Genomic DNA, 14,332 nt, shown 5'->3' with positions numbered 1-14,332 from the left:
TTTGACTGTTTAAGCTTATTTTTTCTGATAATCAGGATTGGAAACCAGTACAGAATCATTCAGCGTGGCTAAAAAAGACAGAAGATCTTCTCTTTCTTTATGATTAAAAATGATAGGTTTTTCAAGCTGTTTCGCCAGAGTTGGACTTTTTACAATTCCTTTTTCGTAATGATCGAGAACTTCATTTAAAGTTTTAAATCTGCCGTCGTGCATGTAAGGATAAGTGAAGCCAAGATTGCGGAGACTTGGAATTTTAAACATCCACTGATCTGCGGGCTCGAAAGATTTATTCCATTTTCCGTGGTCGTCTAATTTGGAATCGACGGGAAGTCCGTTATTGGCAAAATCATAGGTCGAGAAAAGCGGTTCGCTGTGGCAAGAATTGCAATTTTGTTGATACAGAAGATAACCTCTTTTTTCAGAATCAGTGAATTGAGCTTTTTTCTGTTTTACTTTATCATACTTTGAACTGGCCGAAACAATAGTCAGCTGAAACTGCGAAAGTGCTTTCATCAGACGCTCCGACGTTGCCAGACTGTCGCCAAAACTTCTGTAGAAAAGCGTTCTGTATTCTTTAGATTTATTCAGTCTTCTGACAGCAACATTGATATCTTCGCCCATTTCCATGGGATGGTTAATTGGAGCCAGCGCCTGCGCATCAATATTCGGAATCACTCCATCCCACATAAAATTTTTCTGCCACGCCAGATTAAAAATTGCAGGTGAGTTTCTGTCACCTATTCCATCCTCAATTCCTTTGCTCAAATGATTCCCTGCATGAGAAAAAGCCTGACCGGAATTATGACAGGACGAACAGGAAATCGTATTATTCCTTGATAAAATAGGATCGTAAAACAGTTTTCTTCCCAGCTGAACCGTAGCAGATTTCAACGGATTCTTTTTAAAATCATACACAGGTTTCGGAAAATAGGAAGGGTAGATCAGCCCAATATCCTGCAGACTGTAGGAAAACAGTAGCAGTAAAAAAGATGCAAAGGCAAAATATTTCAGTCTTGAGTACAATGTTTTGTGTTTTTAAAGGTCTTTCAGAGAATCATAATTGTCATCAGGATCCTGAAAGTTTTGAAGAATGCGGTGTAAGTATAAAACATCTTCTCCATAAGTATAAATAAGTGAATTATGTTTCGTCACATTAAATTTATAAAAGTGAGTGGCTTCATACTTTTGAAAAAATACTTTTTTATCCAACAGGATGTTGATTGCTCTCTGGAATTTTATAAAGAAATCTTCCAGCACGGCAATGTTCCATTTTTCTAAAAGATAAGATTCAATATTGAAAAGGTCTTGCTGAGCTTTTTCAGATATTTCGTAACGCATCAGCCTTGTATTTTTCTATACGTTTTCTCATATCTTCCAAAACGACTTCTCCTGGAAGTCCTTTTCCGTTTTTAAAATCTTCCTCAGAACGCTTTAAAGATTCCAAAATTTCTTCTTTCGTTTCGTTTCTCCATTCTTTAGGTTCAATGGTTTTTGAAATGACCAGGAGTTCTTCCGGCGTAAATCTCTTCTCCTTTAATTTCTTGAAAAATGTAGGCTTTTTAATTCCCGATTTCTCAATGATATAAGACATTTTAAATGGCGAATTTTTCAGAATTTCATCAATATTATTTTGAATCTCTATATATCTTTCTATTTCCGCTATCATAATTTTATTTATTTGGTATCACTTTATGAGACAAATATAATAAAATTCTTTAGGTTTAATTAAAATAAAACCTTCCAATCGGCAGGTTTTTACATTTGATCTATTTACTTTCAATGATTTACAAGTGAAAATACCTCGGATCAGGATATTGAAATTCAAAATCAAGTTCCTCAATTAATTTCTCAGGAGAAATAGTTCTTCCAACCGTTGTTCTCTCGCCATCGTAAGGCAAATTTTTTTGCGCATTGATCACTTCTTCTTTGTTTGGATGAATTGGGGCAACAACATTGTAAACTTTAGATTCAGATTGATTGTCCAGCATTTTTTCAATGACCGGAGCGATATCTGCATAATGAATGTGGTTCACCAACTGCTCCAGACCTGAAATATTATAATTTTTCAAAAGCCTTTCACCGCCCATCAATCCGGCCAGTCTCAGAATATTGGTTTGTGGGAATTTTTCTAAAATAAAACTTTCGCTTTCCACATCTTTTGCATGCTGATCGTCTTCTGTAAATTCTTTATCTTCCTGAGAATACACCCCCGTGGAGCTCATCAGAAAAAGCTGCCCTGTAAAATCTCCGAGGAAGTTCAGCAGGTTTTCCCTTTTGTCATTCATCGGAATTTGCACACCTCGGATTCCCGAAAACGGAACGCTCACGATGATGGCATCTAATTCTTTTACAGCTTCCCATTCTTTCATTTCAGAATCCAGTTCATTAGGGAAACTGATCACTGTTGCTTTATATCCTTTAGATTTAAATTCGTCAACTTTCGATTCTGTCGTCGTTGTTACGAAAATTTGATATTGATTTGATAATCGTTCTGCAATGTGGTTTCCGAGCCAGCCGCAGCCAATGATTCCTAGTTTTTTCATATTTAAATTATTGTTCTTTATGCATCTTCATAGCCTTTGATATAATAAAATACAAATGCTAAAATAACTAATTTGTTGTGGAAATTTTCTTCGACCTGAACCTCATAGATTGGTTTTAGAAAATGATATCTTCGTCTGAATTTCACCAACAGTTGGTCGTTTTCAAATTGATACAGTGAAATCGAACTGTTGTACCAACTCTTGGATTTAAAATAATAGATTTCAGTATATTTTTCACCGTCATAAAATATTCTTTGGTGTACAGAATCCATTTTCAGTATCAATCTTCCGGCTTTATTATTATAATGAGTTTCCCCACCGAAAAAACCTATTTCTTTGTGATAATAAATTTCACCGTCTACTTTCAAATGTGCTTTTTTTCCAAAAGTAGATCCTAAGATTTGTTCACCAACAAGATTCCCATTCTCATCGAACACCTTATACAAATCGGCTTTAAACATTTTCATATTTCAAAAATATCATTTTAATACAAATATTCATCAACATAGTTCAGAATATCTGCTATGAAAATCCGTCAGTTCGAGTAAAATTCTGAAAGAATTTGTATCGAGAACCAGCGAACCTAAGCACAAAATTTGTCGCCATTCAAAAAGTTCTCGATACGGTTTTCTTCAAAAACCTACTTGAACTGACGAATCAAATCCATCTTCCAAAAATATTATTTTATTTTCACACAGTTTGTCATCCCGTAGGGATCTCAACGTAGTATTAGAGATGTTGTACGGAAAGATTCGGGCTTAGATCCTTGCAGGATGACAAACAGGATGCATATTCCATTAACACCAACAAAAACTCAGCAATCCGCTGAGTCTTTCTATTATTTATTCTGGTTTTTCTTCCTTCCTTTTTACTTCCGAATTTTTCGCTGCTTTTACCAGCTCGTTGGTATCGCTGTAGAGGAGTTTCCAGTCGCGGACGTCTTTCATGGCGGTCAGCAGATTCAGATAGGTTTTGAGGTTTTTCTCCAGATCGTGGCGGATGGCGCTTGCGCTGGTCATCTGTCTGAGGTCGGCATTGGCTTCTGCCTGTTCGCCAAAGATGGTTTCAAAAGCTTCGTGTTTTGTTTTCATATCTGCGAAAGCCGTGTTCAGAGAAAGAAGCGCAATTTTCTGTTGGTTTTCCGGACTTTCCAAAGCTTCAATCAGCTTTTTCATCTGTGCGGTTTGTGAGGAATAGCTTAAGCGGTCGAGATCCAGCCCGAAAGTTTTGAAAACGCCGTACAAATCTTCCGCCGACTGATAATTGGGTGCCGACTGTAGCTTTCGGTAACCGTCCAGAAAAGATTTAAGATTGGCATAAGCAACGTCCCGCTCACGGTCTGCCGTGGCAACGTCTTTTCCTTTTCCGCTGTAGATTTGCTTGGTGTAGACCGCATCGTATTCGGTGTAGGAATTCTGCAGAGTTGCGGTAAGGGGATGGTTGGAAATCACAGGATATTTACCTGACTGAATGTTTGAAATAATTCTCTGAGCCAAAGTCGCAAGGTCTTTCGTGCTCAGCTTAGTGAGTGCAATTTTCATACGTTTGCGTTTTTAATTAATAAATTAGAAATCAAATATAAAAAAATCTTCTGTGGTAGCAAACAGTCTTATTTTAAACCAAGGGAGTGCTCCGGAAGTTACAAACAATGTTGTTTTAAACCAAAGAAGTTCTCCGGAGGTTTCCCGCAACTTGCAGGAGACTTCCGGAGGACTACGGAAGTTATAAACAGGGTTGTTTTAAATGAACGGAGGACTACGGAAGTTTGTTTTAAGTTTGATGTGAGTTTCTACGGATGCAAGAAGTTTTAAAAGGTTGTTTTGAAAATGAATATTTCTGCATCATAATCCGCTAGCGCGAGCTTCAAGCTCGTGTCTCAAGATAAATAATGGTACAAGCAAGATGCTCGCACGAGCGTGGAGAATTTGGTTGAATATCAAATTCTCTTTTTGTTAAAAAACGTTTATCAATGATGGTGTAGTTTTGTTATATTTGAATAAATATAGTTTATATCAACGTTTTCTCCGATTCTTCCACTATTTTAAAGATTATAAAAAATACCATGATAAAAATTCAAAAGAACCAAACTTTTAAGTCCCCTGAAATAAGCATTGATTTAAAAACTTATAAAAAAGCAATTGAACATTACTATAATAATTTTAATGATGCACTTGAAATGAATAATGATATTCCTATTTTTTTGGATACCAACATTTTATTAAGATTTTATAGTATATCTTTTAAGCAAAGAGAATTATTAAGAATGTTTTTTAAAGATAATTTCAGAAAATTATGTCTGTCAGGTCAAGTTCAAAAAGAGTTTATTAAAAATAGAGAAGATGTAATTCAAAAATATTTTCAATCGGCATTGGAATCAATGTCTGAAAGTTTAAAATCAGACATCATTGATAGAACTATAAAATATAAAAGTGATCATAAGGAAGTTCTAAAGGATTTTGATTATATAGATAAAGCAATAGAAAAACAAATAAAATCATTTGAAAAAGTTTCTAATGATTTGAAAAAAGATATTGACAAATTTAGAATTGAAAATAAGCAATTAAACTTTTCAGATGATTTTCTTGATTTAATAGATACTTTTAACCAAAACTACAAATTAGAGGATGATGAGATTGATTTTCTAAAGACTGAATTTTCAAATCTCACAAAAAATCTAGATATACAGAAATTAAAAAATGATATTACAAAGAAAGTTAATTTCGCTATTCCTGGTCTTGCCGATATAATTGAAAAACCAGAAAATCCATTCGGTGATTATTTTATTTACCATGAAATGATTAAATGTGCTCTTGATAAAAAAACGGATATAATTTTTTTAACTTATGATACTACAAAAGGTGATTGGATGAAGCCCAATAAGGAAGCACACATTCACTATATTCTTAAAACATTTGAAATTACAGGTCAAGCAATTTTTATTCTTGATGCAGAAAGATTCTTTGAAAAACATTTGAAGACAAATTTCGAATCTTTGATTGAAGATACAATTAGTTATCATACTATAGATAATCCATTAGAACAAGATATACTTTTAGAATGTGTTACGTTAGAAAGAATAATACGTACAATAGCCGAATTTGTTTGTATCGAAAGGTCTGAGTTAAAACCAAGTGGGATGTTGCTTAGAACACTAGTGGAAATGAATATTATTGAAAAGGATAAATATCAGCAAATAAGAGATGTTATGACGGTAAGAAGTCAAATAACTCACAGAAGTAAAGAATTCTTGAAACAAAGATATTCTAATGATTTTTTAATAAGAACTTTTGATTTAATAGAGGAACTGATTGATTATTTAAACCAAAAATATTCTGAACTATAAAAAAAACATTTATTAAAGAATAAAAACCTGCCTCACAGCAGGTTTTTCAATATTTAAAAAGTTTTAAAACAAACTCTCATCCACAAAATTCGGCAGCGTAACCTTCAAATTCGGCTCAGCTTTCTTATGTCTTTTAATGGAGCAAATTATTAACGTATAATAAAATTGCCACATTCATCAACTAAATCATGAATCTTGTGTTCACAATGTCTGACATAATCTCCGATCTGAACTTTTTCGGAAACATATTTTTTATGCATGACTCCGGTATCTCCATTATTAGTATCCAATAATAAATAGTCATTATAAATATCAATGACTTTATAAATAACATGAACAGCAACTGTTACACTGAAAACCAATAATTCATCTAAAGTTGGTTTTTCATGGTGTCCGATTGGTTTAATATTGTATTCGAAAGAATTAATGATTTCTGTTTTATCTTTTAAAGCGCCGATTTCTCTGATATTTGTATGAGTTACAATTTCAGTTTCGCCATCAAATCTTTTTTCGGTCGAAGAATGAATTATTCTCGACTGAACTTCCCAATAACGCTTTGAAGAAATTGATTTTAAAACCATTCCTTTCTTGAATCCAAATTCCACGTCAGAAAGGCCTACAATCATTCCTAAAGTTGGAAGATTAAAAGATGATATTACTTTATGCTTATGATCAAAATCCATAATTAAAATAAACCCTCATCCACAAAATTCGGTAACGTTACCTTCAAATTCGGCTCAGCTTCCATGGCTCTCTTGATCGCAAAAACAGCACCTTCATTTCTTGCCCAGCTTCTTCTGGAAATTCCGTTGTTGACGTCCCAGAAAAGCATTGATTTTAATCTTCTGTCGGCATCAGAGCTTCCATCGAGCAACATCCCGAAACCACCGTTGATGACTTCGCCCCAACCAACGCCACCACCATTGTGGATGCTCACCCAGGTTGCGCCACGGAAACTGTCGCCAATCACGTTGTGAATCGCCATATCTGCCGTAAATCTTGAGCCGTCATAAATGTTGGAAGTCTCTCTGTACGGCGAATCTGTCCCCGAAACATCGTGATGGTCTCTTCCCAAAACCACCGCTCCGATTTCTCCGTTGGCAATGGCTTTGTTGAAGGCTTCAGCGATTTTCATTCTTCCTTCTGCATCAGCGTACAAGATTCTCGCCTGCGAACCAACGACCAGATTGTTTTCCTGAGCACCTTTGATCCACGTGATATTGTCTTTCATCTGCTGCTGAATTTCTTCCGGCGATGTTTTAATCATTTCTTCTAAAACAGCGCACGCAATATCATCCGTTTTCTGCAAATCTTCCGGTTTTCCGCTCGTACAAACCCAACGGAACGGCCCGAAACCATAATCAAAACACATCGGTCCCATAATATCCTGAACGTAAGATGGGTATTTGAACTCCCTTCCAATCGTAGGATTTTCTGCCATTACATCGGCTCCGGCTCTGGAAGCTTCGAGTAAAAAGGCATTTCCGTAATCGAAGAAATAAGTTCCTTTTGCTGTATGTTTATTAATAGCCTCAGCGTGTCTTCTCAAGGTTTCCTGAACTTTTTCTTTGAATAATTCAGGGTTTTCTGCCATCATTGTGTTGGATTCCTCAAAGGTTTGTCCGACCGGATAATAACCGCCAGCCCACGGATTGTGAAGCGAAGTCTGGTCTGAACCGATATCGATTCTTAAATTTTCTTCATCAAATTTCTCCCAGATATCGACGATGTTTCCAAGGTAAGCCAGAGAAACCGTTTCCTGATTTTCCTGCGCTTTTCGTACTCTCGCCACCAGTTCATCCAGATTTTCGTGTATTTCATTCACCCATTTCTGTTCGTGACGGATTTTGGTAATCTTCGGGTTTACTTCGGCAATGACCGTAATGCAACCTGCAATATTTCCGGCTTTTGGCTGAGCTCCGGACATTCCGCCCAAACCTGAAGTGACGAATAATCCTCCTTTTGGTTCTTTATTGATTTTTCTGAAAGCATTCAAAACGGTAATCGTCGTTCCGTGCACAATTCCCTGCGGACCGATGTACATATAAGATCCGGCCGTCATTTGTCCGTACTGCGAAACACCCAGCGCATTGAATTTTTCCCAGTCATCCGGCTTGGAGTAATTTGGAATCATCATTCCGTTGGTTACCACCACTCTCGGCGCATCTTTATGCGAAGGAAACAGTCCCATCGGATGACCGGAATACATCGTCAACGTCTGTTCGTCCGTCATTTCCGACAGATATTTCATCGTCAGAAGATACTGCGCCCAGTTGCCGAATACCGCACCATTTCCACCGTACGTAATCAGTTCGTGCGGATGTTGCGCCACGGCATAATCCAGATTGTTCTGAATCATCAGCATAATGGCTTTTGCCTGCTCAGATTTTCCGGGATATTCGGCAATATCTCTTGCTTTCATCTCATAATCCGGACGGAAGCGGTACATATAAATTCTGCCGTATTTTTCCAGTTCTTCCCTGAATTCAGGCAACAATTCTGCGTGGAATTTGGGTTCGAAATAGCGCAAAGCGTTTTTCAGAGCGAGTTTTTTTTCTTCGTCTGAAAGAATTTCTTTACGTTTTGGAGCGTGGTTGATGTGGGTTTCATATGGTTTTGGCTGAGGTAATTCGGTGGGAATACCTTGTTGGATTTGTTGTTGGAAAGTCATTTTTAATTATTCAAAAATTAAGTTCTTAAAGCCTTTTTTATCTGTTGTGATGATTCTGTCTTTAGAGAAAATGTTGTAACGATGAGTGATTTCAAAGTTCGATATTTTTTCTAAATCATCTTTTTTTAATGTCAATATATTGTTTTTCAATTCATATTTTCCTAAAATATTGTCACCCCCATGATTCCAATATTTTGCAATTTTAAAAGTTTTATCACTATATAAAAATAATTTTGTATTGCTTTCATTGAGATTTGCTGAAAGGTAAACACTTTTGTTTTCCATATAATAGTTAACTGAGAAATGAAGGACAGAAATAGCAAAAAGTGTCAAAATAACAATATTTGAAGTTCTAAAGTTTCCTTTTTTCTTTTTATATTTTAAGTAGTCTCTGGTATAAATGACAATTAAATTAATTAAAATTAGCAGTGATAGAATTGGAATTATAAAAATTAAATAAACAGTTGATGAATAATCAACGTATTTTTTTGTTAAAAATAAAACTAAAGCAACTAATAAAATCAGACTAAAATATTTTATTATGAGCCTTAAAATTATCCAAGAATAATGTAAGAACATCATGTTTAAGTTTATGGTTTCTTTTATTGGATTTGAATTTTTTGTGGTTTTAAAGATATTCAAATTAGAAAATCCCTGCAAATAAAGAAAGAGAATATAAAAGGGTGATGAAAATTCCCCTCCATTGGAGGGGTGGCGAAAAATCTTTGATTTTTTGACGGGGTGGTTTACGCGCAATTTAACCACCCAGCCTTTTCTCTTTGATCGAATCCAACTTTCCAGAGGAGAGGAATTTTACGTGCTATAGTTTTTGATAATAAAATCTTCCAGTTCCTTCATCACTACGCACAGGTTGTTTTTAATATCAAAATCTGAAATTCTGAACACTTGCAGCCCCAATGATTCCAGATAATCTTGTCTTACACCATCATAAATCTCTTTTCCATCATGGCTTGAACCGTCCATTTCTACGATTAATCCGAGTGTTTTTACATAAAAATCAACAATATAATTTCCAATAATTCGCTGTCTGTCAAAATCAATTTTGTGGAAATTTTTTGCTCTGACTTTCTTCCAGAATATTACTTCATTTAGAATTCCTGCTTTTCGTTTTTTTGGCAATGGTATTTTTAAATTTGGATTGTAGGGAAGATAGTGAGTGCATTTTTTGTAAATCGGAATTCCGTTTATTTCTATGAGGATTTCTCTCATCGGTAAGTGTTTAATGAAAGATAAGAATTTCTTTAGAAATGTGAAAAATATTATGAGTAAAATTGCGTGTAACCACCCCCGTCTTCTCCCTTTGGTCGAATCCAGCCCTCCAGAGGATGGGAATTATGATTCGGATATTGTTTTAATAATAACTGGAAAACAACAAAACCCCGCTCAAAGGCGAGGTCTTATTGTTCATTATATATGATTAATTTGTGTTCTTTACCAAAACCCATCCGGTAAATGTTCTGCCGTCGGGAAGGGTGATCACGTACCAGTAACTTGAGGAAGGAATTGCTCTTCCGGCAATGGTTCCATCCCAAATGATCTGCGTGTTTGTGTCCTGTTCGAAAATTTTGTACTGATAACGGTCAAAAACTTTTACGTTCGTCATTTTCTTTCCGAAGACGTGAAGGTCTTTAATAATCCATTTATCGTTGATGCCGTCGCCGTTGGGTGTGATGGCGTTTTTAATATCTAAAACAACTCCGTCCTGTTTAACGATGCATTTTCCTTCAACATATTTCACATAGAACGTCGTAATTCCGGTTGGAAGATTATAGAAAATATTACCCGACTGCCAGCTGATGCCGTCAATTGAATAAACAATCGGCTGCGAACCGGTCGCTGTGATTGTATAGGTATTTCCATTGGCTGTCATTTGCTGAATCACCGGCACATCATAATATTTTGCCTCGAACGTTGCGGTGTAAGAGCATCCGTTGTCTGAAGTGACGGTAACTGAATAGGTTCCCACCATGTTCATATTCGTCACCGTATCAGTGTTTGAAACAATTTGTCCCGCAGGATTTGTCCATACATAGCTTACGATATTGTGTCCTTCCACTTTTAAGGTATAGCTGAATGTTGCGTCCGGACAGAAATATTGCGTTGCGATTGTAAAAACAGGTACTTTTTTCAGACTGATTTTAATCGTTGTGTATTCCGGGCAAAGTCCGGGAGCTTCTACTTTTACAAAAATGGTATCCGGACCTGTGTTTTGATTGAAAGAATACGCAGCCGGATTTGAAATAACATTCGAATTCGCCTGAAGATCAGCCAAAGAAGGGTAGTAGGTGAATGTCGCATTGGCACCGGAATAAATCTGACTCTGGAACTGAGTCAGGTTGACAGCCTCAATACCGTCATTCAGCTGGTCACAAACGTTATTCAATAAATACGGTCCGGGTTGTGTGACAAGTTTATCACCAAAGACAAAGTTAATGCTGGCAATATCATCACATCCAGGTATATTCATCACCCTTACCCAGATTTGTGCAGGGAAAGGATTTGCTGTAAACATCGTTGGATTCTGAATACCGTTCGTTTCGTTCTGAGCATCCTGCTGAGTAGGGAAGAAGCTGAATGTGTTCATCGGATTAGGTAAATCCACATACTGATTGGTGAATGCCATCAGATTGACTTCATAATTTCCGTCGAGATTTTCATCGCAGATTTTGATGGTTGAATTAATGGCTTTCGGAGGGAAATAAGTGTTTAACTGAAGCGGAGCCACAGAGAAACACCCTGTAGTTTTAGCAGTAAATCTTGCCCAAACCTGAACGCTTGAAACATTCGTTACCAAAGTATTTCCGATTTGATTGGCCGCGCTGCCTGCATTGGCTTCTGCCTGAGTATGATAAAATTTCACATCGATATTTGATAAAGCATACGTATTCTGTGAAGGATTGTACATCTGCGGAATCGCATCGGCAAGCGTGAAAGTTTCACTTAAATTAAAATCTTCATCACATCTATTTAAAACCGCATTATTGGTCACTACAACCACCGGAAGAAAGTTCATCTGAATGGTCAGTTTTGAAGCCGAATAACATTCTCCTGAATTAAATTTAATTTTTACGTAAACCGTTGCATTTCCTGTAACCGGATAGCTTGTCGCATTGGTTATTTCGTTTGAGAACGTCTGGTTGGCTGCATTGTAATTCTGATAATACGTAAAAGTTACAGCAGATGAACCTGAATAGATTTGCGTCTGAGCCTGGGTAAGATTATAATTCTCTACACCATCATTGTTATTATCACAAATATTATTCAGTACAATGTTGACATTCGGATTAACATTCGGAGTCGCCACCAATCCTACCGTAAAAGGATAAACCTGAGTACAGTTGTAGGAGTTTATTTTCACGAAATATTGCTGGGAACCATTCAGATTAACGGTCGTTACAGGATTTGTACCTGCAATGGCATTCGCCTGACTCAGATAAAAAGTGGTCGTAGCATTTTGATTTCCGATGATTAAAGCTGAAAACTGATTTAAATTTACATTTTCTGAGTTATCATTACTAAAATCACAAACCGTAAAATTAGAATTAACGATCACGGGATGTACAAGATTCACGGTGATAGGTCTTACAGTAAAACAGTCATCACTCTGCTCAAATCTCACGTAGAAAGTCTGTGAAACCAGATTTCCGTTATTTGTGATGGTCTGCGTCGGAGAAATTGGGTTGTTGCCGTAAAAGGCATCGTCCGCAGAACCATAAAACTCTGTGACCGGCACTGTAACGGGATCTATCAATAAATTTGAAGATAAATTCGTGAGGTTTATGGTAATATCTTCAGTCCCGTTGAAACAGATGTATTCGTTTTTATGATTGGCCTTAATTTTTGTGAAAGTCACATTCATATTCACCTGAACAACCGTAAAACATCCTCCCGGAATCTGAACCCGTATAAAAACAGGGTAAACTCCTTCTTTGATGGTCTGCAAAACCGATCCCTGTGCAGCATAAGCTTCAGCGTAAGTGGCATAGGGGGTAAAGGTCGCTCCGGCCTGCGTGCTGATGAGTGGACCCAGCTGTAATGCAAATTCAAAAGGCTCATTATTGTCATCATTGATATCACAGATTGTTATCGGATAATTGATTCCATGGGCATTAACCCCCGGTTTAAACTGGAAAGTCACCGGACCTAAAACATAAGTACAGTTTGCATCCTGCACTCTCAGCCAGATTTGCGTGCCTGCAGAAATATTGGCTGCCGTAACAGGATTTGTGTTATTCTGAGCATTATTCTGGGTTAAAAAATAAGTTACAGAAGTATTCCCCGGTGCAAGAAGTGAATTGTTTAAAAGGCTAAGATCATAATTATCTTCAACACCGTCGTTATTGGTGTCGCAAAGAACTACGGAACTGGTAAGGAGCTGTTTCGTTAAAAACTCCAAAGTAAGTGTCGCCACTCTGAAACAGGTGCCGGTAACAGGATTTTGGATTCTTACATAAATGGTTTTATTGGAATTCAGCTGGTAGGAATTTGAGATTCCGTTCACATTATTCTGAGCGTCCTGCAAACTGTTGTGATAAGTGAAGTTGAAATTGGCCGGATTTTGTGAAGTTAAATTAGGTTTAAAATTATTTAAATTTAAATTAACCGGACTGTTTCCACAAAAAGTCTGACTGTAATTGACTGCAGTTGGATAAGTTGGATCAAAAGTCAGATTGAAAGTATCGGTAAGCGTCAGAACACTGCTTCCGCAGGTATTGAAATTGACTTCAGCGGTGTAGACTTCATTTTGTGTCGGGCAAAGTGTAGCCTGAACTCCGGATGCGAGGGTTTGACCGGCGGCATTTTTCCATAACACTTCAGGTGTAATGTCGTTTCCTGAAGGTGTGAATTTCCATGCTTCCTGCTGTGCTTCCCAGTTTCCGGTATTTCTCGAAGCAGGGGAATAGCCCAAAGTTCCGCTGTCGTTGATGATTCCAATTAAGGCATTTTCAAATTTTCTTGTTGCGCACGGAGTAAGTTTTTTGTCAACAAAAACTTCAATAATATTTGTGGTTTCATGCAAAACAATCTGGGAAGATGATCTTTCTGTACATCCTGCCATTCTGCCTTCGTAGAAATTCACAATGAATTTCCTGTTAGGCGCTGTTCCGATTGTTGAATAGTATATTTCCGACTGATCTGCAGCTGAAAAAACCATATCATGGTACACTCCAAAAATTGAATTTTTAGGAAGTCCAGTATTGGGATTTGTCCAGTTGACATTCGGAAAATTGATTTTTCCTGCCTGTGTTGCATCAAAAGTGATCATACCGTTGGAGCCAATCACCAAAGCATCAAAATTCTGATTAAAAAAACAGAAATTAAACGGCAGACTGATCAGCGAGGTAAACGAATCATCGAAATTAGCATTGAGTGATGTACCTGCATTAAATGCCGCGGCTGGCGAGAAGCTGCTTTGAGTCAGGGTATAAGTATCCGTCTGTTTTATTGATGGATATTCTGCGTGTAGACTGATACATCCGTTTGCATTTAAATCATTGGTGCAGGTGACGTGAAAATTTTCGTTTCCTGAATTGTCTTTAATTAATACATTTAAGTTGTTTTGAGAATAAACTGAAAAACTGATAAAAAAATAAATAATTTGTAAAATTCTTTTCATTAAAAGTAAATATTTAGTTATTTTCTAATTAATTTTGGTTATGTTTAAATATTCTGCAAATTTATAACTTTTAAATTATAAATAAAATATTCATAAATATTTATTTATAATTATTTAAAAATGAATTAACATAAAAA

The 14,332-nt window shown here is 36.5% G+C and carries 12 protein-coding genes; 1 reads left to right on the top strand and 11 read right to left on the bottom strand.

Translation table 11 applies throughout. The annotated features are described in order from the left end of the window. Positions 1-15: 15 nt before the first annotated feature. The 6 genes from IC610_RS06335 to IC610_RS06310 all read right to left on the bottom strand — a co-directional run bounded on the left by IC610_RS06335 (position 16) and on the right by IC610_RS06310 (position 4,084). Entirely contained in the window at positions 16-1,023 is a 1,008-nt protein-coding gene (locus tag IC610_RS06335; RefSeq protein ID WP_191735713.1) for a cytochrome-c peroxidase, read from the bottom strand. A 12-nt stretch (positions 1,024-1,035) separates the two neighbouring features. Continuing rightward, the gene (locus IC610_RS06330) at positions 1,036-1,338 is read right to left on the bottom strand and encodes a type II toxin-antitoxin system RelE/ParE family toxin (RefSeq protein WP_191735712.1); all 303 of its coding nucleotides are present in this window, start codon (positions 1,336-1,338) and stop codon (positions 1,036-1,038) included. Then, entirely contained in the window at positions 1,319-1,666 is a 348-nt protein-coding gene (locus IC610_RS06325; RefSeq protein ID WP_191735711.1) for a hypothetical protein, read from the bottom strand. Before IC610_RS06325 ends, IC610_RS06330 begins: the two co-directional genes overlap by 20 nt. 118 nt (positions 1,667-1,784) lie before the next feature. After that, positions 1,785-2,543, bottom strand: a complete 759-nt coding sequence (locus IC610_RS06320) for an NAD(P)-binding domain-containing protein (RefSeq protein ID WP_191735710.1) — start codon at positions 2,541-2,543, stop codon at positions 1,785-1,787. 17 nt (positions 2,544-2,560) lie between these two features. After that, a complete protein-coding gene (locus IC610_RS06315; RefSeq protein ID WP_191735709.1) occupies positions 2,561-3,010 on the bottom strand; it encodes a hypothetical protein in 450 nt (149 codons plus the stop codon). Positions 3,011-3,385: 375 nt separating this feature from the next. After that, a complete protein-coding gene (locus IC610_RS06310) occupies positions 3,386-4,084 on the bottom strand; it encodes a DUF6261 family protein (RefSeq protein WP_191735708.1) in 699 nt (232 codons plus the stop codon). Between the two features lie 521 nt (positions 4,085-4,605). Here IC610_RS06310 and IC610_RS06305 point away from each other — a divergent pair. Further along, on the top strand, positions 4,606-5,886 hold the full coding sequence (locus IC610_RS06305; protein WP_191735707.1) for a PIN-like domain-containing protein: 1,281 nt from the start codon (positions 4,606-4,608) through the stop codon (positions 5,884-5,886). 149 nt (positions 5,887-6,035) lie between these two features. On the opposite strand, the gene IC610_RS06300 is transcribed toward IC610_RS06305, so the two are convergent. The 5 genes from IC610_RS06300 to IC610_RS06280 all read right to left on the bottom strand — a co-directional run bounded on the left by IC610_RS06300 (position 6,036) and on the right by IC610_RS06280 (position 14,195). Continuing rightward, positions 6,036-6,569 (bottom strand): hypothetical protein, encoded by a 534-nt coding sequence (locus IC610_RS06300; protein WP_191735706.1) that lies wholly within the window; start codon positions 6,567-6,569, stop codon positions 6,036-6,038. A 2-nt stretch (positions 6,570-6,571) separates the two neighbouring features. Next, positions 6,572-8,557, bottom strand: a complete 1,986-nt coding sequence (locus IC610_RS06295; RefSeq protein WP_191735705.1) for a urocanate hydratase — start codon at positions 8,555-8,557, stop codon at positions 6,572-6,574. Between the two features lie 6 nt (positions 8,558-8,563). Further along, the gene (locus tag IC610_RS06290; RefSeq protein WP_191735704.1) at positions 8,564-9,139 is read right to left on the bottom strand and encodes a hypothetical protein; all 576 of its coding nucleotides are present in this window, start codon (positions 9,137-9,139) and stop codon (positions 8,564-8,566) included. Between the two features lie 231 nt (positions 9,140-9,370). After that, positions 9,371-9,787 carry an endonuclease domain-containing protein gene (locus IC610_RS06285; protein WP_191735703.1) on the bottom strand — a complete coding sequence of 139 codons (417 nt, stop codon included), beginning with the start codon at positions 9,785-9,787 and terminating at the stop codon, positions 9,371-9,373. Between the two features lie 208 nt (positions 9,788-9,995). Then, positions 9,996-14,195 (bottom strand): T9SS type B sorting domain-containing protein, encoded by a 4,200-nt coding sequence (locus tag IC610_RS06280; protein ID WP_191735702.1) that lies wholly within the window; start codon positions 14,193-14,195, stop codon positions 9,996-9,998. Between the last annotated feature and the right edge of the window lie 137 nt (positions 14,196-14,332).

Origin of the sequence: Chryseobacterium caseinilyticum, from assembly GCF_014837145.1 — a bacterium.
GTDB classification, from domain to species: Bacteria; Bacteroidota; Bacteroidia; order Flavobacteriales; family Weeksellaceae; genus Chryseobacterium; species Chryseobacterium caseinilyticum.
This window is presented reverse-complemented; position numbering and strand designations above follow the sequence as displayed.